This window comes from Cytobacillus sp. FSL R7-0680, assembly GCF_038009245.1.
Lineage (GTDB): Bacteria > Bacillota > Bacilli > Bacillales > Cytobacillaceae > Cytobacillus > Cytobacillus kochii.
Map to the genome: position 1 here is coordinate 967,954 of NZ_JBBPAO010000001.1, position 20,251 is coordinate 988,204.

Here is a 20,251-nt window from a genome sequence, read left to right on the forward strand (position 1 = left end):
AATTATGATGATGAATTTCGAATTAACAGAAGAACAAGAAAGTGTAAAAAAATTAGTGAGACGGTTCGTTGACAATGAAATTATGCCAAATATTCAAGAGTGGGATCGTAAACAACATTTTGAACCTCGTATTTTAGAAAGGCTGTCAGAACTTCAATTAATGGGTGTATGTATTCCTGAGCAATACGGCGGGGCGGGGATGGATTATAACACCCTAGCAATTGTATGTGAGGAATTAGAAAGAGGAGATACAGCATATAGAACAGCAGTGTCTGTTCATACTGGATTAAATAGTATGACCTTATTGCAATGGGGAACTGAAGAACAAAAGCAAAAATATTTAGTTCCTCAAGCAAAAGGTGTAAAAATAGGTGCTTTTGGTCTTACTGAACCGAATGCTGGATCAGATGTAGCAGCAATGAATTCGACAGCGAAAAAAGATGGTGATTATTATATTTTAAACGGATCAAAGACTTGGATTTCACTTTGTGATGTTGCTGATCACTTTCTTGTATTTGCTAAAACAGATCATGATGCAGCTCATAAAGGTATCACAGCTTTTATCGTTGAGAGAACATTTGCAGGAGTAGAAACAAAGGCCATTAAAGGAAAGTTAGGTATACGAGCGGGTAATACTGGAGAAGTGTTCTTATCTGATGTAAAAGTACCAGTAGCCAACCGTTTAGGTGAGGAAGGGGAAGGCTTCAAAATCGCCATGTCAGCTTTAGATAATGGTCGATTCACAGTAGCTGCTGGTGCAGTAGGCTTAATCGCTGCTAGTTTAGAAGCAAGTGTGAAATATTGTCATGAAAGAAAAACATTTGGTAAAGAGATAGGAAAGCATCAACTTGTTCAACAAATGATTGCTAAGATGACTGCTAACCTAGAAATTTCACGCCTACTTGTTTTCAAAGCTGGATCGCTGAAAAATGCTGGTAAGAGAAATACAAAAGAAACGTCCTTAGCCAAATGGATTGCGTGTGATGCTGCGTTTGAGGCGGCAAATGATGCGGTACAAGTCCATGGTGCTTATGGTTATTCAGATGAATACCCCGTAGAAAGATACTTGAGAAATTCAAAAGCTCCGGTTATTTACGAAGGAACGAGAGAAATTCATACCGTTATGCAAGGTGAATATGCACTAGGCTATCGTGAAGATAAGCCATTGCGTAACCCACTGCCATCTTGGCCCTTTGAAGAAGAAGAGGTGGCAATTCAACAAAGATAAGGAGAGCAACTATCATGAATACATTTTTTCTAGCAGGACACGCTAAGCTTCCTCAAGGAATGGCGGCAAGGAACCTATATGATTCTATTACAATTACATTAGAATTGGATCAAAAGTATGGTGTAATCATTGATGCATCATGCACGTTAGCAACAGAGCATGGAAGAGAATTTATTCGCCAGTTATTAAGAGGATATAGTTTAAATGATGGTTTAGAACCTTTGATACAGAGAGTAAAAGATCATTATAAAGGCAAAGCGGGTCAAGCGATATTAGCTGCTTTAAAAGATGTGCACACACAATATGAAATGGTTTTATCTATGAAATAAGGAGGGGGGCTGCTTTCATGCAGACCCCTTTTTCCTATCATCGTGTAAAAAAGGAGAAGAGTGATATGGATACCATTCGTTTTAAGATCGGAGACAGTGCAGCCATAGCAAGAAAATTTACAGAAGAAGAAATTTTGAGCTGTCAGCAACTAACAAAAGATTATAGCCCTGTTTACCAATTACACAATAAGAAATGGGATGAACCTTTTCATAAAGCAATCGTACCCGCATTGTTAATTGAAGGACTGATCCATCAAGTAGTTAGTGAAAAATTACCAGGTTGTCCATGTGTGCTCCTTCAAAAAGAACTGTTATTTTATGACCCTGTCTACCGTGACGAAATTATTACAGCTAAGTTAGATTTGCTAGACTGTCATAACGAACGTCATTGGTTGACGATGAAGGTATCATGCATAAACGAAGATAATCATGAAGTCATTAGAGGTCAGCTCGTGGTACAATTACTCGGGCCTAGAGGTTGAATAAGATGAAGGACATTACATTGATGGAACAATCTCATCAAAATCCTATATTAATCGTAACTGAGCACGGAAGAATGGTTACTGCTAACCCTATATTTACCCAACGGTTTGCGATTACAATACAAGAATTGAAAGGTCAGTTGATAGAAGTTAGTAATTTTCCTTATCTGATTGGCAAACTTCACTGTCTAACGATCTTATCGGTTCTCTGTATCGTCAAAGTTAATAAAGAAAATGGTCATTATCGTTTAACTATTTTTTTAAAAGCAGATGAAATTTCTCTCCCTGTTTTAAGACAGTTTCTTTCTTTATTACAAGAAAAAGAGCAATATACACCTAAGACACATACAGCTAATTATGAATTTGCGCATATTATCGGTGAAAGTCAAAAGTTATTAGAAGTGAAAGAACTAGCTGCTCGTATAGCTGTTAGTTCATCCACAGTTTTAATTACCGGTGAAAGTGGTACTGGTAAAGAATTATTCGCTCAAGCGATTCATCATGCCAGTCCAAGGAGAAAAGGCCCTTTTATTGCAGTCAATTGTGCGGCCATTCCATCAGAATTATTTGAATCTGAAGTATTTGGTTATGAAGAAGGCGCATTTAGTGGAGCGAAAAAAACAGGCAAGCCAGGAAAAATTGAGCTAGCACAGAATGGCACATTGTTCCTTGACGAAATTTCTGAATTGCCTAAAGCTGCACAAGGAAAGCTATTGAGGGTATTGCAGGAGAGGGAAGTTGAGAGGCTTGGTTCCATAGGAAAAAAGCGAGTGGATATTCGGATAATAGCCGCCACGAATAGAGATCTATTTGAGCTCGTCTCGGCAGGGGAATTCAGACAAGATCTATATTATCGTTTATTCGTATTTGATCTGCCTATCCCCCCATTAAGAGACAGAAAAGAAGATATATTACCGCTTGTTCACTATTTTTTAGATAAATATAATCAACAACTAAATAAAAACGTAAATCAGATTCATCCACATTTGCTAAAATGCTTAATGGAGCATGAATGGCCTGGTAATATAAGAGAATTAAAAGCTGTGGTAGAAAGAGGTGTAACACTTTCTTTAGGAGAAGAGTTAGGCGACAATGCTATGGTGAAAAGAATAGCGACTCAGACTAGTCAAACCCAGTGTTTACCAAGCAATAATACTTCAAAAACCTTAGAAGAGATCGTGAAAGAAACAGAAAAAAAAGCTATTGTTGAGGCTTTAGAAAAATCGGATGGAGATAAAACGATGGCTGCTGTAAAATTAAATATTCATTTAGCTAGTTTATATAGAAAAATGGCTAAATATCAAATCAAAACCTAAGTAAGTAGAAAACGTAAGCAGATTTTGGCAGAGAGCCAATTTGTTTACGTTTTTTTTGTTGATAACACTCGTTCATCTACTGTATAATGACTCACTTTTGCAAATATATTTCGCAAAAGTGAGATAAATTCGCAATAGTAAGAAGAATGAAACTGAATAAACAGCTTCAAACAAATAAACTAATTTGGCATGGTTCTTGCTTAATAGTAACTGAGAGGAGGATGGATGATGTTACAATTTTCATTTACTGAAGAGCAAGAGGACTTTCGAAAAATTTTAAGACAATATTCTAAAGAGGTATTATTACCTCAATATACAAAGTGGGACAGAGAAAAAAAGACGCCGAGACATTTATGGGAGGAGCTAGGGGAGTTAGGTGTAACAGGTCTGCGTATTCCAGAAAAATATGGTGGAAGCGCGGCAGATTGTATCACGACAGGTATTGCTGCTGAAGAAATAGGCAAAGGTGATTTTAATTTAACTTATTCAGTAATGTTAAATGCTTTAATAGGAGAAATTCTCTCCATTCATGCAAATAATGCTATTAAATCAGAGTGGCTTCCGAAAATTGCACAGGGAAAATCGATTGTTGGGATTGCAATTACTGAGCCACAAGCAGGTACCGATGCAGGGGGAATACAATCAACAGCTATTAGAAAAGGCGATCATTTCATTCTAAATGGTGAGAAATCGGGGATTAGTGTGGCAACAGTGGCGGATGCATTTATTCTTTTTGCTAAAACCGACCCAACTGCCGGAAATAGAGGAATATCCGCTTTTCTTGTACCTAGTGATTTACCAGGAGTAGACTGTAGAGGTTATGAAGATATGGGAAATATCCCAATAGGTAGAGGCTCCGTTTATTTAACTGATGTCATGATTCCTGAGCAATACTTGATTGGTAATCTAAATGAAGGCTTCTCTCAAGTGATGAATGGCTTTGATTTAAGCCGACTTTTAATAGGACTTCAATGTATAGGTACAGCCACACAAAGTTTGGATGAAACAATAGAACATGTGAAAACAAGACATTCTTTCGGCAAACCATTAGCTGTGAATCAAGCAGTCTCTTTTCCGATAGTACACCATTATACTCAACTGGAGCTCGTTAAATGGCAAGCTTATCGAGGACTGTGGTTGCGTGATGAAGGTTTACAACATACGAAGGAAGCAGCATCTGTTAAGTGGCTTGCACCTAAATATAGTAGTGAAGCGATTCATGAATGCCTCCTTTTAAATGGGCACTATGCTTATACAAAAGAAATGCCATTTGAACAACGATTAAGAGATGTCATTGGATTAGAGATTGGTGATGGAACAGCCCAAGCAAACCAAATGGTAATCGCCAAACACCTTATAGGGAAAGAATTCCGATCTTATCAAAAAATATAAATTCAAATCAGAAGAAAAGGAGAATCACTAATGGAATTAATAGATACGATACTAGAAAAGAAAAATGGCGTAGCGAAAATAACTATTAACCGACCAGAAGTTTATAATGCCTTTCGAGCACAAACGATTAAAGAATTAATTTGGTGTTTTCGTGAAGCTTGGGATGATAACACTGTTGGTGTGGTGATTTTAACAGGTACAGGAGAAAAAGCATTCTGTACAGGTGGCGATCAAAAACAAAAAGATGGAGAAAGTGGTTATGATGGTAAAGGTGGTCTAGGAAATGGAATTGGCCTTGAAATAGAGAATCTCCATCAAACGATAAGAAACATCCCTAAGCCAGTTATTGCTGCTGTTAATGGCTATGCAATCGGTGGGGGCCACGTATTACATGTAGTTTGTGATTTAACAATTGCTGCTGATACCGCAAAGTTTGGGCAATCAGGGCCAAAGGTTGGGAGCTTTGATGCAGGATATGGATCTGCCTATTTAGCAAGAATCGTTGGTGAGAAGAGAGCAAGAGAAATTTGGTACTTATGTGAACAATATAGCGCTGATGAATGTAAAGAAATGGGACTAGTGAATAAAGTTGTACCATTACATGAATTACAGCAGGCGTCAGAAGACTGGGCACAAAAAATACTGCAAAAAAGTCCAACAGCAATTAAAATGTTGAAACTGTCCTTCAATGCAGATAGTGCAAATATCCAAGGGATTACGCAGTTGTCAATGGCAAATTTAGCATTATTCTATCAATCTAATGAATCAGCGGAAGGAAAAAATGCTTTCCTAGAAAAACGCCCAGTAGATTTTTCTACGTTTAGAAGTTAAATGAAAGATGAAGGAGTGTTTATTGTGGAACAATTAGATGGATTAACATCATATTCTTCACAATGGCTCAATAAAACGATGATTGATTACTTAGATGAAGCAATCACACGTACACCAAATAAAACAGCGATTATCGATAGTAAAAGTCGATACACATACAAAATGTTAGGTTCAATGGTCGATCGCGTCGCACTAGGTTTATTGGACTTAGGTATAAAAAAAGGTGATGTCATTTCTATTCAGCTTCCGAATTGGAATGAGTTTGTTATTCTACATTATGCTGCTTCAAAAATTGGGGCGATTACGAACCCTCTTGTACCTATTTACCGAGAAAGAGAACTTACTTATATGGTTAAAGAGGCAGGGGCTAAATTATTAATTATTCCAGATTGTTTTAGAGGCCATGATTATATTGAAATGGTAGGAAAATGTCTAAACGAATGGCCGGAACTTGAGAATATTGTTGTTGTAGGAAATTCGTTACCAATACCGGAAAAAATGAAATCGTTTGCATCAATAGTCACTTCTATAGACATACTTCAAAAGCGTAGAGATGAGCTAAATATAGAAATAGATCCTAATGAAGTGACTGAGATTATCTTTACATCAGGTACAACAGGTCTTCCTAAAGGTGTCATGCATACTCATAATACTTTATGTATTACTTCCCATTATTGGATTGATCATTTGCAATTAACGAATGAAGATGTGTTATTTATGGCTTCAACTTTTGCCCATCAAACTGGGTTTGCATACGGCGTAAGGTTACCAACACAATATGGTGGTACAGCCGTCTACCAAGATACTTGGAATCCAGATTCATTCTTAAAGCTTATAGAAACAGAGAAAGTGACTTTTACGGCTGGAGCTACACCTTTTTTAAAAGACACAATCGCAGCGGCTAAAAAAAGCACAGCAGATATTAGTAGTTTGAAGTATTTTATTGCTTTAGGCGCCCCTATTCCGAGAAACTTAGTCAAGCAAGCAGAAAAGGTTGTATCATTCAAAATATTGGCCGGTTGGGGGCAAACAGAAAATGGGTTAGTTACCTTAACAAAGAGAACTGATTCCATTCAAAAATTGACAGAAACAGATGGTGTTGCTTTCACTGGCATGGAAGTAAAGGTTGTCAATCAAGAAGGGGAGACTTGCCAGGCGGGAGAAGAAGGTAATATTTATTGCCGTGGACCGGCTTTATTTCGCGGTTATTATAAACAAATAGAGAAAACGCAGTCTGAATTCGATCGAGATTGGTTTATTACTGGTGATAGAGGCGTGTTGGATGAGGATGGTTATTTAAGAATTACTGGTAGAAACAAAGATATTATTATTCGAGGTGGGGAAAATATCCCCGTATCTTATATTGAAAATGTCCTATATGAGTATGAGTTGATCAATGATGTGCAGGTTGTGGCAATGCCAGATGAACGATTGCAAGAAAAAGCATGCGCATTTATTCAATTGAAACAAGGGGCTACTACGCTTACTTTAGCTATGTTACAACAGTTTTTACTGGAAAAAGGGGTAGCGAAACAATATTGGCCCGAACATTTTGTCCTTCTAGAGGAATTTCCACGAACAGCAAGTGGGAAAATCCAGAAGTTTAAATTAAGAGAATCGTTACTAAAGAATTGAATGTAACTTAAGTAAAAAGGAGTGTTTGAATAATGAGTAAAATTGCCTATATTACCGGTGGCGGTAGGGGGATGGGAAGAGCAATTTGTTTAGCTGTTGCAAATAATTATCAAGTGGTTGCCAGTGATATCAATATAAATAATGCGAAAGAAACTATTGAACTTGTGAAAGAAATAGGCGGAGAGGGGTTTGCTGTACATTGTGATGTTACGAGTTTAGAAAGTGTAGAACGATCAGTAAAGGAAGTGCAGCAGAAGTATGGGAGTATTGATTTACTAGTAAATAATGCGGGATGGGATAAAATTGAACCATTTTTACAAAGTGAACCCGATACTTGGAGAAAGGTAATAGACATTAATTTAATGGGTCAAGTACACACATGTAAAATGATCCTGCCATTAATGATAGAAAATGGGAAAGGAAAGGTAGTCAACATTGCTTCAGATTCTGGGAGAGTAGGTTCAAGTGGAGAAGGAGTTTACTCTGCTGCTAAAGGTGGTGTAATTGCATTTACAAAGACGATTGCAAGAGAAATGGCCAGATATCAGATTAATGTGAACTGCATTGCGCCAGGTCCAGCCGATACGCCACTTTTCCAGGAGATAGGATCTTATAATAAAGGGATTGCTGCTGCACTAGAGAAAGCCATTCCATTCCGAAAATTAGCCCAACCAGAGGATATTGCTGGTGCAGTCGCTTTTTTTGCTTCGAAGGAAGCGGATTATATTACCGGGCAAACACTTTCTGTTAATGGCGGTTTAACAATGTGTTAAACAAGTTAAAAAAAAGGATAACCTTTTTCCTAAGATCTTAAGGATAGAAAATAAGTATAAGAGCATACAAACAAGCCGAAACCTTATTCGGCTTGTTTGTGTTTGTGCTTGAATAGGCAGTAATATATTGTTACTCATCTATATCATATGAATGTTTCTCGTCAATGGTTCCATCTTTTTTATATATTACAAGATGTGTTTTTTTATTTTGAGCGATTTCCTTTGCTCTTTTGACTGCTTCTGCCTTCGTAGGAAGGATCTCAGATGGTTTTTTTCCATGATCAGTTGTAATTGCCCAACCATCATCGTGTGGTAGTACATGTTGTCCTTCTTGAACTCGTTTACTCTTTTCTTTATCCCCTTTTCCTTCGGGTTGTAACTCACTGTCAGTTGCTTGAATCATTTGGTTTCGTTCTTTCGTTGTTGCATCGCTATACCATTTTTTACTTTGTTCAATGGCAATTGGGATAGCACGACTTTCATTATAGCCATCACGAATAAGACTGTTAGCTATTTCAATGGCTTTTTTCTTCATCGCTGTTTCTAAGTTTTTGAATGAATCTGGATAATCTGTCGTATGCCAGGGCATGTTCTCCACCTCCTAGTTTATTATTAAATTCATACCCTAGTTTTATAAAGATTACTCATAAAAAAAAGTAAGAGTAGTACATAACAATAGTGAAATATCTAAAAATTTAGAATAATGATTGACAAATGATGGGTATCTATTTAAAATTAAAACAATGTTTTGTTATAGAAACATAATGAAGAGGAGGAGTAAAATGCCTACCATAAGAGTAAGTAAAGAAATGAAGATTCATTACAGAGTGAAAGGTGAGGGAAAGCCGCTTATTATTTTACACGGGTTAGGTAATAATTCTCAGTCGTGGACAAAACAATTGGATGATTTATCAAAAGACTTTCAAGTATTCGTTTGGGATGCACCAGGTTATGGTCATAGTAGTGATCCGGAGGAAGAGTTTACAAGTTTCCGGCAATTTGCTGATATACTAAAGCAATTTGTCGATGCCCTAGAATTACAAAAATTTTACTTACTTGGTCATTCAATGGGTTCTGCTATTGCTATAGATTTTACCTATCGATTCAAAGATCGAGTTGAATTACTTATTATTGCTGATCCAACACGAGGGGCTGCTGGGAATAGTGAAGAAGAGAACAGGAAAAAGTTAACTAGAAGAGTTTATAATGTGACAAATCTAACAGGAGAAGAACTAGCAAAACAAAGAGTAAGAGAATTGTTAGCGCCAGAGGCAAATCTGGAGGTTGTGAAAGAAGCAGAAAGAATTATGGCGCAAGTTCGACCGAAAGGATATATTTCGGTTGCTAACTCATTATATTCCTTGGATCACACGGACATTTATGGGAGCATAACAACGCCAACTTTAATATTATGTGGTGAATTTGATAAGGCAACTCCTGTTGAAGAGGCAAAAATATTTCATCATGCGATTGCCGAATCACAGTTGGTGATCATTCCTAATACAGGCCATCTTTGCTATCAAGAGGACCCAGCATCTTTTAATGAAGCCGTTCGGACATTTCTGCAAAATCCTGTAAATATATAAATGAAAATGATTCTTAATATCTTTTTCATCGATTTTTTGTTAAAATAGTAATATAGCATTTACTGGGAAAGTGGGGTGATGGAGTGGCTAACGGTGAAAAAGAGAGATATAATGCCAATTCATTAGTCAGAGGATTAGAAATCTTGAAATTATTCAACGGTGGACGTCCAACGATGTCTCTAGCTGAAATTGCGAAGGAACTAAATGTAAGTCGTACAGTACCATACCGTTTACTTTATACATTGCAAACGTTAGGTTACTTACATCAAGATGAACATACAAAGCGCTATAGCTTAACACCAAAAGTGCTTGAGCTTGGGTTTGCTTATTTGAATAGTTTAAACTTACCTGAAATCATTCAGCCTTATTTGGATACACTCCGTGATACAACTGGAGCGTCATGTCATTTATCGATATTAGATGATTATGAAGTCGTATACATAGGTAGTGCACCTGTTCGCGGGGTATCTGCCATAAATGTAAATATCGGTTTAAGATTGCCTGCACATGCAACAGCTAATGGCAAGCTTTTATTAGCTATGCAACCAGAAGGGAAGCTACGTGAGACAGTGTATGGATCTAACTTAAAACCGTATACAGAAAAAACGCAAACTGATTTACCTGGGTTCTTTGAAGAATTAGAAACAATCAGGAAAAACGGTTATGCAATTTCTTTAGGTGAATTCCATCAAGGAATTCAATCTGTAGCGGCGCCAATATATGATCGTAGTGGAAAAGTAGTAGCAGCCATTAATATTGTCGCCACTGATGTTACATATCAGAATGATTTTATCGAAAAAGTTGCTTTACCGAAAATCCTTGATATATCCAAACAATTATCCGGACTTATTGGAAATTGATTCACTAGAAGACACGAACTACTCATTAACAATTGTTGTACCCGAATCTAATTGATTCGGGTTTTTTTATTGGATTTACCTTTTTCTTTCACATGAAACTTACTTCTTTCCAGTTTATCTTTCTTTAGTTATGAAAGAGTAATTGTTTTTTATATATGTACAATCTTTCCCCTAGTGTTGCTCTCATAGTAATAACTCTACAAATTAATCTACTAGATTAATATATTACTTCTCATCATCAACCTCTTCATTTGTCGTTCCTTTAATTGGCAGGGACTCACTTTTTATAAATAGTTCACAATAAAAAAGGTCATTAAATTAAATAGATTCTAAAAAATATATGAAATCACCTGATAAAGTGACTAAAATTTCGAATCTTTTTGGGCTTCTTTAAAAAAATACGTATTCACTATTAAAATAAGTGAAATCAGTTGGGATGTTCAATTTTTATTATAAGTATAGTGAAAATAGTTTTAATTTATAACAATCTGTATTGACAAAATTTTTTAAAAATTTTAAGATTATATAAACTTTGTTTTGTATAAAAAACAAAGTTTTAAATGGATCGAAATTTATATGGAGGTGATTTTTGTTAATTAGTGATTTTTTCCACATATGATAGGAGGGTAAAGAATGTTAACAGGAAAGAAAAGATGGTTATATATTGCTGTACCGATATTCTTCTTTTGGTTTTTTGGCCAAATTGACAAGCTTGGTATTTCTATTATTCAAACAGATGCTGATTTTCTTAGTGACTTAGGGATTGCTGGTGAAAATGCCAAGATTGGTTTCATCACTTTTATATTCACAATTGCTTATGCGGTTTCAAACCTATTTTGGGGTGTAATTATTGATAAACTAGGTGCCAGAAAAACAGCAATGTTAGGTTTGGTTGTTTGGACCATTACGATGATTACCGCTGGCTTGTCGACTACATATGAGATGTTTATCTTGTCAAGAATCGTTCTTGGGTTTGGTGAGGGAATGATGATTCCTGTATGTGGAAAATTCATTGCTAACTGGTTCCATTATAAAGAATTAGGAAAAGCACAAGCATCATGGTTATCTGGTAACTATTTAGGGCCGGCTGTTGGTGCATTAATGCTAACCGCTATCATTGCTAGTCTCCATTGGCAAGCTGCATTTTTCCTACTCGCTGCTTTTAATTTATTGCTTGTACTGCCACTTTTTTATTTTCTTACAAGAGATATACCAGAAGAGCATAAAGGGATTACACATGAGGAGCTTGCCTATATACGTGAGAAAAACCCGATTGATAAAAAAGATGGATCGAAAAATTTTGCTCAAGACTATAGGTACTGGATTGTATGGTTTGGAATGCTGATGTCTTCCTTCTTATTTTTTGGTATTAGTATATGGTTACCTACTTATTTAATCGAAGCGAAGAGTTTTTCTAGGGAAGCAATGAGTAGTATTACATCCTTATCTTGGTTATTTGCCTTAGGATTTGTCCTTATTTGTGGTTACTTATCAGATAAGACAAACCGCCCAAGCCTGATGGCGACCATTTTATTTGCATTAACAACAATCTTTTTATGTGGTGGCATTATGTCGCCTAACGCGATAGTTGCAGGTATTTGCATGGGGTTAGCTATGGGTACACAAGGTGGCGTCTTCCATCTAAGTAATTTATTTATTGTGAAATTCTCTACACCTGAAACCGCTGGTAGAGCAGCAGGTATGATGGGGTTTACTAATATTATGGGTGGTTTCGCCAGTTATATTATGGGATATTTACGAGATTTATCAAACGGAGACTTTGGGACATCAATCATTGTGTTAATTTTTGCCTCCACTTTAGGTTTTGTTGCTTATTTATTTACTCTTAAGCGGGAATCAACTGAGTTAAGGGTTGTTCATAATAACCAGTCAATAGTAGGTTAATCGTTTCATTCCAACTATTTATCTTTTTAAAATTTTCTCAAAATTTGTTGACTTTTTTGTTAACAGATTTTAAAATTGATTTATAGGAGAAACAGTGTTTCTAATATAAAACATAAAGGAGTGTTTTTGAAAATGGCATTTGATGTTAAAGAATTTGAAAAGAAGCATGTAGCAAGATTACAGGATCGTTCATTAGATTGGAATGTTCTTAAATTCCAAGAAGAAATTGACCCAAGATTTAAAAGAGCACAAATGAGATATATTGGTCGTGGAGCCACTGCAAATGCTGATTCTAATGTTATTGCAGCTGAGCACTTTACATTAAGCACAATGGTATTACCTGCAGGTTGTATTGGACCATTGCATTTACATGATGATGTTGAAGAAGTTTTCTTCATTATTAAAGGAAGTGTAAAAGCGTTGATTCAAGAAGTAGATAGTGATGAGGTTCATGAAATTCGTTTAAACGAGCGTGATTGTATCAGTTCCCCACCTGGCGTATATCGTGGGATTCATAATGATGGTGACGAAGAAGCATTAATGTTGGTTATGCTTGGTGCAGTTAAACCGAATTTGCCAACTTACGTTAAAGGGAGCGAATTAGAAGAACTTCGTCTTCAAAGAGCGAAAGAAAGAGAAGCAATTATTGCAGATAAATAATTAAGTGAGGTAAGGAAGACCAATCTCATATGGTCTATCCTTACCGATTTTTATTAACATTCTATATTCACCAATAATTTGTAACGAGCGAAACATTTACCACGAACTTTCGCTTTATTTATAGAGGAGGTTTCAAGATGATTGGTATTACCCATTTAAGACATATCAGTCTTATTACTCCGAACATTGAAGAACAAGCAGCCTTTTATGAAAAAGTTTGGGGATTAGACAAAACGGCTGAGGATGAACAAACGGTTTATTTCAGAGGAGCAGGACCTGAGAATCATATTCTTAGCTTGCACAGTGGAGATAGAAGTGCTCTTCATCATATCGCATTTGGCATGGTGGATAAGCATGCAGTTGACCGTGCTGCAGAATATTTACAAGAAAAAGGCGTACCGATTGTGCAAGCACCGGGCTATTTAGATGAGGAAGGTAAAGGTTATGGTCTCCGCTTTGCTGATCCAGAAAATCGTGTAATTGAATTATCGACGTGGGTTGAAATTCATACATCTATTTGGAATCAAAAAAATGTAGATCCAGTCAAACTTAATCATGTAGTAATGAATACCGCTGATTTACAAATGATTACAGAATTTTATACAGATATTCTTGGCTTTAAAGTGACAGACTGGAGTGAAGATAAAATGGTGTTCTTACGTTGTAATCGAAAACATCACTCCATTGCTTTTAATCAAGAGGGTCATGCATCTGTCAATCATATTGCTTACGAAGTTGATACAGTAGATGAGGTCATGCGTGGCATTGCTAATGTGCGGAAAGCTGGATTGAATGAACTATGGGGACCAGGTAGACACGGACCAGGAGATAATATCTTTTGCTATTTCAAAGACCCAGGTAATTTTGTTATGGAATACACTTGTTATCTTGAAACGATTGAGGATGAAGCAGAATGGAAAGCAAGAGTATGGAAACGTGTACCACACTTAATGGATCAATGGGGGATTGCTGGGCCACCATCCAAAGAAGCACGTGCAGCAATGGGGGGAAAACCAGATCCAGGCTGGGCAAAATTACAATCTTTGATTTAATGGCTGACTTAAGAAAGGAAGAGTGTAATGGATTTAGGATTAAATAATAAAGTAGCAATTATTATGGGGGGGACTTCAGGTGTTGGATTGAAAACGGCTGAGATGTTCCTAGCTGAAGGTGCTAAAGTTGCTATTTGTGGTAGAGATGAAACAAGAAAAAATACGGCAGAGAAATATTTAAATGATTTAGCATCTGCTGATAGCATTTTTGCCGAAACATGTGATGTAACGAATAAAGAAGATGTACAGCGTTTTGTCAAAGGTGTGGCAGAAAAATTTTCAGGTATTGATATTTTAGTCAATGCAGCAGGGCAAAGTGTAATGGGACATTTCTTTGATGTTACTGATGATCAATGGGAACAACAAATTCAATTAAAGTATTTTGCTATCATCCACGCTGTAAAAGCTGTTCATCCCTACTTAGTTAAGCGTGGCGGCGGCCGAATAATAAATATAAATGCTACGCTCGCGAAAGAACCAGAAAGGCATATGATTGCAACAGCTGCGACAAGAGCAGGATTACTTAATTTAAGTAAAACATTATCGCAAGAACTGGCGAGTGATAATATTCTTGTGAATTCTGTAAGTCTTGGCTTAATTAGAACGGATCAATGGGAGAGAAGAAGGAAGAAAAATGCCCCCGATATGGATCCAGAAAATTATTATGCAGACTTAGCGAAGAAAAGAAATATACCACTTGGTCGTGTTGGAGAAGCAGAAGAAGTAGCTAGTGTGATTTTATTTTTAGCATCCAAACATGCAAGCTATGTCGCTGGCTCAACTATTGAAACAGCAGGTGCATTAGGAAAGGCGTTATAAATACACAAAAAAGGTAGGAAGATACTATGACAGAAACAAAGCAAATGGAGACAGCGGGTGTAACAGATAACTCGGAGATGAACTTTACGGTTGCTGATGCGATTGTTCAAGAGCTTGTTAAAGCGGGCGTTACGACAGCATTTGGAATTGTAAGTATACATAATATGCCGATTTATGATGCCATTTTACGAGAAGGAAGCATCCATCTTGTATGTGCACGTGGTGAAAGTGGCGCGGTAAATATGGCCGATGGCTACGCACGTGTTACAGGAGAGTTAGGTGTTGTCATTACAAGTACAGGAACAGGCGCAGGTAATGCAGCAGGCGCACTTGTTGAGGCTTGGGCAGCAGGTGTACCACTTCTGCATCTAACTGGTGAAGTAGCATCCCCCTATTTAGGTACTGGCCGTGGCTATATTCATGAATGTAAAGATCAATTATCAATGTTAGAAGGATGTTCTAAACAAGCGATGCGCTTAAGAGTGCCACATCAAGCAAAAGCAGTGGTAAGGCAGGCTGTTGTAACTGCTCAAACTGCGCCGGCTGGTCCTGTTTCGTTAGAAATCCCCATTGATTATCAATCTGCGATTATTCCTGACCTGCATTTACAAGACTGGTCGGTAAAAACTCCGGAAGTTAACTCAAATACATATATTCCTGAAGATATTCTCTCATTGGTTGCTAAAGCGAAACGTCCTGTGATTTGGGCTGGTGGAGGTGTCATTTCAGCAAATGCATCCCAAGAGTTAACAAGATTGGCTAATCAGCTAGGAGCTGCTGTTATTACGAGCCAATCCGGAAAAGGAAGCATCCCTGAAGATCATCCTCAATGTATTGGTCATTTTGCTGCCTATCCAGACACGAAAGAAATGCTCAAGAATGCGGATTTGTTAATTAGTGTCGGTGTGAGATTTAGAGGAAATGAAACGTCAAATTGGAAGGTTGAAGTGCCGAATAATCATATTGCAATTGATGCCGATTGGCAAGGAATAAATCGAAATTACCCTTGTAGTTATGGACTTGTTGGAGACGCGAAGGATATTTTAAATCACTTTGTCACGCAATTACAGACAAAAGATGTTCAAGATAAACCATCGTATAAGGCTGAAGTAAAGCAACTACGAGAAAAATTACGAGCAAATTTACGAGCAACTTTAGGTCCATATGAACAAATAATGGACGAAATGAGAGCAGCATTACCGAAAGATACAGTGCTCGTACGAGATGTGACAGTACAAGCTAATGTATGGGGCAGCAGATTGTTCGAGATTCTTGAACCGAGAACATCTATTCATGCTTCCGGTGGTGGAATAGGTCAAGGGTTACCGACAGCGATTGGTGCTCAAATGGCTGCAAAGGATCGCAAAGTGGTTTTAATGGCTGGTGATGGGGGCTTTATGGTGAATGTTGGTGAAATGCCGACTGCTGCCGAGGAGGCTCTCCCACTTATTGTTATCTTATTTGATGATGCTGGTTATGGCGTTCTTCGTAATATCCAACAAAATGCATACGGTCGTCAAGTAGCTGTTGATCTACTAAGTCCTGATTTTGTGCAATTGGGAGAGTCTATGGGATTTGATGCGGTACGAATTCATTCAAGTGATGAATTTGCCGTAGAAATAAATAAAGCGGCAAAAAGTGTTAATCCGACAATCATCGTTGTAGATATGGAAGCTGTAGGGCCAATGGCTAAACCTTTTGAGGGACCTCCTGGTGCTGCTGATGCGTTTAAACCGAAGAAGTTATAAGTAAACATCTGAGTAAAGGAGGAAGCATAATGATTTCAACATATCCTAAAGTTTCAGGAAAATTTTTAATTGATGGTAAATGGTTGGAAGCGGAAAATAAAAAAGAAGTCATTAATCCAGCAAATACGCAAGAAGTAGTTGGAGAAGTTGCCCTTTGTACAAAGGAGCATGTAGATAAAGCGATAACATCAGCAGTGACGGCATTCGAATCTTGGTCTCAATCAGATATTCACGAACGCGCAGAAAAAATGAAGGTAGCAGCAGGAGCGATTGAAAAAATCGTTGAAGAGAATGTGAATTTACTCGTAAGGGAAAATGGTAAAATATTAGTTGAAGCAAAGAAAGATTTACTTCGATGTGTCGACATTATGAGAGAAGCGTCCGATGAATTATTAACTTGGTGGCAACCAGAGTCATTAGATGGAAAACAAAAAGTGCAAATTCGTAGAAGGCCGAGAGGGGTAACTGCGGTAATCTCTCCATGGAATTCACCGATGATTTTAACATTTAAGCGTGTTATTCCTGCTATCTTAACAGGTAATACAGTCATCGTTAAACCAGCTACAAGTTGTCCGCTAACAATTATGACATTTCTAGAAAAAGTCGCTTCATACTTTCCAAATGGTGTATTGAATGTTGTAACAGGGTCAGGTTCAGTAATAGGAGATGCACTTTGCAAAGATTCTAGTGTACGAACAGTTGCCTTTGTTGGTAGTACGGAAACGGGTAAAGAAATTATGAAAGCGTCAGCTAGCAATGTGAAAAACATCTTCATGGAATTAGGCGGGAATGATGCAGCCATCATCTTGGAAGATGCGAAACTCGATGATGAATTAATAACTAAGTTAAGATTTGGTATCTTACGAGCAGCTGGTCAAGTATGCTCAGCAGTTAAAAGGGTATATGTGCATGAATCTCGTTATGAAGAGCTTGTGGAAAAATTAAGGAAAAAGTTCCAATATATTCGGATTGGTAGTGGGATTCAACCAGATGTAGAGATGGGACCGTTAAATAATCAATCACAATATGAATATGTGAAAGGGTTAATTTCGAGAGCGAAAGATGGAGGGGCAGAAGTCCTTACAGGTGGAATCAAAATTGATCCAGAAGGTTGGAATGATGGATACTTTATTGAACCTACTATTATTACTGGTGTTAATCAAAATAGCGAAATTGTTCAAGCGGAACAATTTGGACCAGTAATTCCGATTCTCTCATTTAAGACAAATGAAGAAGCATTAAAGCTTGCAAACGATAGCCATTTTGGTTTACGTGCGTCTGTTTGGACAGAAAATGAAAAGAAAGCGATTGCGTTTGCTGATCAATTAGAAGCCGGTGCTGTATTTATCAATAACCATACTGTATTCCAGGACCTTCATTTAGATTTTCCTGGTTTAAAAGAAAGTGGTATTTCACGCGAAACGAGACACTGTAGCTTGGAATTTTTTGCAGACACTTATGGATTCGCGAATTAGAAAGTAGGGTTAAAAAATGAAGCTGGGATTAATAGGTGGAGGAAATATCGGAAAATTTTTGCTACAATCTATCAATAGCGATAAATTGGTAGATGGCGCACAATTCGTTGGATTGTATACAAGAAATCAAGAGAAAGCAAATGAGCTGGCTGAAGAGTATGATTTGCGAAGCTACCAATCAATCGATGAACTGATTGCTTCAGATATAGATGTGATAGTTGAAGCAGCTACTGTAGACGTTGTTCGGGCTCATGCCACATCGGTTCTCACACATGGTAAAGATCTTGTTGTGAGCAGTGTTGGCGCATTTTCTGATAACGACTATTTTCTCCAATTAGAAACGATTTGTAAAGAACAAGGGACAACGATTCATTTACCTTCAGGTGCAGTAGGAGGCTTGGATATATTAAAAGCTGCTAAGGCTATTGGTGCTTTACAAGAAGTATCGTTAACAACAACGAAGCCACCGCATGCCTTAAACGGTGTTACTCTCGAGAATAAAACAGTCTTATTTGAAGGTAATGCCTATGAAGCGATTAAACAGTTTCCTAAGAATATTAACGTATCAATTATTCTATCATTAGCTGGACTTGGTTCAAAAGAGACAAAAGTGAAGATTATTGCTGATCCAAAAGCAACGAAAAATAGTCATGAGATTACAGCTAAAGGGGCGTTTGGAAAAGTGAAACTAGTGGTTGAAAATGATCCGATGCCAAACAACCCAAAGACAAGTTACTTAGCAGCTTTAAGTGTTCTCTCAACATTGAAACATAAGGATCAATCTATCAAAGTGGGGTAAGAATTAGTACAATAATCTTTGTGACATCGATGAATCAATTGGTAAGAAGGGGGATTATTATGATTAAAACGGCAAAAGACATAGAGGATATGACAAAATCGGAATTATTGGAACATTTGAATGATACGGTCAAACCGGAAGTAGGAGAAATACCTGCCTACGTGTTGGCTGATCCCAAAGTTTATGATCTTGAACATAAAAAAGTCTTTATGAAAACATGGATATTTATTGGTCATGAATCAGAAATACCTAATAAAAATGATTATATGCTGAGAGATTTAGCCGGATATTCAATTATTGTATCTAGAAATGCAGATAGCAGCATCAAGGCATTTTACAATATGTGTACGCATCGTGGTATGAAGTTGTGTCGTGCAGACAAAGGGAATAAATCTGCTTTTGTTTGTCCATATCATGGATTTAACTTTAAAAACAATGGTGATTTAATTGGTGTTCCACTACAAAAAAACATCTATGGTGAAGAGCTAGATAAATCTACTATGGGTTTAACAGAAGTACGAATTGAATCCTATAAAGGATTGTTATTTGGTACTTGGAATGATGAGGCAGAATCATTAGATGATTTTTTAGGAGATTTTAAATGGTATCTTGATATATTAGTAGGTCGAGCTGAAATGGAAGTTCTCGGTGCTCCGCAACGTTTCGTGATTCATTCGAATTGGAAGATTGGTGCTGATAATTTTGTTGGTGACTCCTATCATACAATGGTGACACATGGTTCAATTGCTAAATTAGGAATGGTACCCTCTGCAACGTATTCCAAAATGGGTTATCAAATTCATAGTGAAAATGGCCATGGACTAAATCTTGGTACACCAAATCCTGATTTTGCTTTTCCAGAAGAATTAATAGAAGAATATAAATCGAATTTATCGTCAGAACAGTTTGAAGTATTAAGTAACTTGAAGAATATGATCGGGAACATCTTTCCACATCTATCTTTCTTAATTTCTCATACGAAAGTAAAAGGGCAATTGATTTCCAATACCACTGTTAGGTTATGGCGACCAATCGATCACGACAAAATGGAAGTGATTGCTTGGTTTTTAGTAGAAAAAAATGCACCTGAAGATTGGAAGAGACGTTCACGTGAATCCTTTGTCCTTACATTCAGCCCATCAGGCATTTTTGAACAAGACGATACGGAAGTATTTACTGACATTACTGCCGCAGCAAAAGGCCCTATGCCAGTAATGAAAAATTTAACTTATAACTACACAATGGGACTGCATAGAAAACCAGTAGACTTTATCGGTCCTGGAGTTGCTTATGATGATAAATTCTCTGAAGCGAACCAAAGAAATTTTTATAAATACTGGTTGGAGCTAATGAATAGCTAA

19 protein-coding genes are annotated in these 20,251 nt (G+C 37.1%); 18 read left to right on the forward strand and 1 reads right to left on the reverse strand.

The annotated features are described in order from the left end of the window. The first annotated feature begins 10 nt into the window (after positions 1-10). The 8 genes from MKY26_RS04980 (at position 11) to MKY26_RS05015 (ending at position 7,986) form a co-directional block, all read left to right on the forward strand. Positions 11-1,228, forward strand: coding sequence for an acyl-CoA dehydrogenase family protein (locus MKY26_RS04980; RefSeq protein WP_180317080.1), 1,218 nt, complete (start codon positions 11-13; stop codon positions 1,226-1,228). Positions 1,229-1,242: 14 nt separating this feature from the next. Further along, positions 1,243-1,557 (forward strand): DUF3870 domain-containing protein, encoded by a 315-nt coding sequence (locus MKY26_RS04985; protein ID WP_095373468.1) that lies wholly within the window; start codon positions 1,243-1,245, stop codon positions 1,555-1,557. Between the two features lie 17 nt (positions 1,558-1,574). Next, positions 1,575-2,039: a hypothetical protein gene (locus MKY26_RS04990; RefSeq protein ID WP_341092310.1), complete on the forward strand. Its 465-nt coding sequence runs from the start codon at positions 1,575-1,577 to the stop codon at positions 2,037-2,039. A gap of 5 nt (positions 2,040-2,044) precedes the next feature. Beyond that, positions 2,045-3,355, forward strand: a complete 1,311-nt coding sequence (locus tag MKY26_RS04995; RefSeq protein ID WP_341050914.1) for a sigma-54 interaction domain-containing protein — start codon at positions 2,045-2,047, stop codon at positions 3,353-3,355. Between the two features lie 225 nt (positions 3,356-3,580). Then, positions 3,581-4,747 (forward strand): acyl-CoA dehydrogenase family protein, encoded by a 1,167-nt coding sequence (locus MKY26_RS05000; RefSeq protein ID WP_341092320.1) that lies wholly within the window; start codon positions 3,581-3,583, stop codon positions 4,745-4,747. 30 nt (positions 4,748-4,777) lie between these two features. After that, complete coding sequence (gene menB / locus MKY26_RS05005; RefSeq protein ID WP_095373464.1) at positions 4,778-5,578, forward strand: 1,4-dihydroxy-2-naphthoyl-CoA synthase; 801 nt, start codon at positions 4,778-4,780, stop codon at positions 5,576-5,578. Between the two features lie 24 nt (positions 5,579-5,602). Continuing rightward, positions 5,603-7,213, forward strand: coding sequence for an AMP-binding protein (locus MKY26_RS05010; RefSeq protein WP_233435261.1), 1,611 nt, complete (start codon positions 5,603-5,605; stop codon positions 7,211-7,213). Between the two features lie 32 nt (positions 7,214-7,245). Beyond that, the gene (locus tag MKY26_RS05015; protein WP_095373462.1) at positions 7,246-7,986 is read left to right on the forward strand and encodes an SDR family NAD(P)-dependent oxidoreductase; all 741 of its coding nucleotides are present in this window, start codon (positions 7,246-7,248) and stop codon (positions 7,984-7,986) included. 130 nt (positions 7,987-8,116) lie between these two features. Here MKY26_RS05015 and MKY26_RS05020 read toward each other — a convergent pair whose 3' ends face one another. After that, positions 8,117-8,575: a DUF2188 domain-containing protein gene (locus MKY26_RS05020; protein ID WP_307314263.1), complete on the reverse strand. Its 459-nt coding sequence runs from the start codon at positions 8,573-8,575 to the stop codon at positions 8,117-8,119. 193 nt (positions 8,576-8,768) lie between these two features. Between MKY26_RS05020 and MKY26_RS05025 the strand changes: the two genes are divergently transcribed. The 10 genes from MKY26_RS05025 (at position 8,769) to MKY26_RS05070 (ending at position 20,251) form a co-directional block, all read left to right on the forward strand. Further along, positions 8,769-9,572 (forward strand): alpha/beta fold hydrolase, encoded by an 804-nt coding sequence (locus MKY26_RS05025; RefSeq protein WP_341055347.1) that lies wholly within the window; start codon positions 8,769-8,771, stop codon positions 9,570-9,572. Positions 9,573-9,655: 83 nt separating this feature from the next. Beyond that, the gene (locus tag MKY26_RS05030) at positions 9,656-10,432 is read left to right on the forward strand and encodes an IclR family transcriptional regulator (protein ID WP_095373459.1); all 777 of its coding nucleotides are present in this window, start codon (positions 9,656-9,658) and stop codon (positions 10,430-10,432) included. A 633-nt stretch (positions 10,433-11,065) separates the two neighbouring features. Continuing rightward, on the forward strand, positions 11,066-12,337 hold the full coding sequence (locus MKY26_RS05035; protein WP_095373458.1) for an MFS transporter: 1,272 nt from the start codon (positions 11,066-11,068) through the stop codon (positions 12,335-12,337). Positions 12,338-12,469: 132 nt separating this feature from the next. Then, positions 12,470-12,997 (forward strand): cupin domain-containing protein, encoded by a 528-nt coding sequence (locus MKY26_RS05040; RefSeq protein WP_095373457.1) that lies wholly within the window; start codon positions 12,470-12,472, stop codon positions 12,995-12,997. Positions 12,998-13,134: 137 nt separating this feature from the next. After that, positions 13,135-14,049 carry a VOC family protein gene (locus MKY26_RS05045; RefSeq protein WP_307314255.1) on the forward strand — a complete coding sequence of 305 codons (915 nt, stop codon included), beginning with the start codon at positions 13,135-13,137 and terminating at the stop codon, positions 14,047-14,049. 27 nt (positions 14,050-14,076) lie between these two features. Then, entirely contained in the window at positions 14,077-14,868 is a 792-nt protein-coding gene (locus MKY26_RS05050; protein ID WP_307314253.1) for an SDR family oxidoreductase, read from the forward strand. 26 nt (positions 14,869-14,894) lie between these two features. Beyond that, positions 14,895-16,616 (forward strand): thiamine pyrophosphate-binding protein, encoded by a 1,722-nt coding sequence (locus MKY26_RS05055; protein ID WP_341092340.1) that lies wholly within the window; start codon positions 14,895-14,897, stop codon positions 16,614-16,616. 29 nt (positions 16,617-16,645) lie between these two features. Continuing rightward, positions 16,646-18,091 (forward strand): aldehyde dehydrogenase family protein, encoded by a 1,446-nt coding sequence (locus MKY26_RS05060; protein WP_307314250.1) that lies wholly within the window; start codon positions 16,646-16,648, stop codon positions 18,089-18,091. A gap of 16 nt (positions 18,092-18,107) precedes the next feature. Then, positions 18,108-18,890, forward strand: a complete 783-nt coding sequence (locus MKY26_RS05065) for an aspartate dehydrogenase (RefSeq protein WP_095373452.1) — start codon at positions 18,108-18,110, stop codon at positions 18,888-18,890. Positions 18,891-18,949: 59 nt separating this feature from the next. Then, the gene (locus tag MKY26_RS05070) at positions 18,950-20,251 is read left to right on the forward strand and encodes an aromatic ring-hydroxylating dioxygenase subunit alpha (RefSeq protein WP_095373451.1); all 1,302 of its coding nucleotides are present in this window, start codon (positions 18,950-18,952) and stop codon (positions 20,249-20,251) included.

Bases quoted from the DNA above. Each gene is read 5' to 3' on its own strand.
- MKY26_RS05065 (WP_095373452.1), top strand. From the start codon at position 18,108: ATGAAGCTGGGATTAATAGGTGGAGGAAATATCGGAAAATTTTTGCTA.
- MKY26_RS05055 (WP_341092340.1), top strand. From the start codon at position 14,895: ATGACAGAAACAAAGCAAATGGAGACAGCGGGTGTAACAGATAACTCG.
- MKY26_RS05025 (WP_341055347.1), top strand. From the start codon at position 8,769: ATGCCTACCATAAGAGTAAGTAAAGAAATGAAGATTCATTACAGAGTG.
- MKY26_RS05060 (WP_307314250.1), top strand. From the start codon at position 16,646: ATGATTTCAACATATCCTAAAGTTTCAGGAAAATTTTTAATTGATGGT.
- MKY26_RS05020 (WP_307314263.1), bottom strand. From the start codon at position 8,575: ATGCCCTGGCATACGACAGATTATCCAGATTCATTCAAAAACTTAGAA.
- MKY26_RS05070 (WP_095373451.1), top strand. From the start codon at position 18,950: ATGATTAAAACGGCAAAAGACATAGAGGATATGACAAAATCGGAATTA.
- MKY26_RS04980 (WP_180317080.1), top strand. From the start codon at position 11: ATGAATTTCGAATTAACAGAAGAACAAGAAAGTGTAAAAAAATTAGTG.
- MKY26_RS05045 (WP_307314255.1), top strand. From the start codon at position 13,135: ATGATTGGTATTACCCATTTAAGACATATCAGTCTTATTACTCCGAAC.
- MKY26_RS05000 (WP_341092320.1), top strand. From the start codon at position 3,581: ATGATGTTACAATTTTCATTTACTGAAGAGCAAGAGGACTTTCGAAAA.
- menB (WP_095373464.1), top strand. From the start codon at position 4,778: ATGGAATTAATAGATACGATACTAGAAAAGAAAAATGGCGTAGCGAAA.
- MKY26_RS04995 (WP_341050914.1), top strand. From the start codon at position 2,045: ATGAAGGACATTACATTGATGGAACAATCTCATCAAAATCCTATATTA.
- MKY26_RS04990 (WP_341092310.1), top strand. From the start codon at position 1,575: ATGCAGACCCCTTTTTCCTATCATCGTGTAAAAAAGGAGAAGAGTGAT.
- MKY26_RS05015 (WP_095373462.1), top strand. From the start codon at position 7,246: ATGAGTAAAATTGCCTATATTACCGGTGGCGGTAGGGGGATGGGAAGA.
- MKY26_RS05040 (WP_095373457.1), top strand. From the start codon at position 12,470: ATGGCATTTGATGTTAAAGAATTTGAAAAGAAGCATGTAGCAAGATTA.
- MKY26_RS04985 (WP_095373468.1), top strand. From the start codon at position 1,243: ATGAATACATTTTTTCTAGCAGGACACGCTAAGCTTCCTCAAGGAATG.
- MKY26_RS05035 (WP_095373458.1), top strand. From the start codon at position 11,066: ATGTTAACAGGAAAGAAAAGATGGTTATATATTGCTGTACCGATATTC.
- MKY26_RS05050 (WP_307314253.1), top strand. From the start codon at position 14,077: ATGGATTTAGGATTAAATAATAAAGTAGCAATTATTATGGGGGGGACT.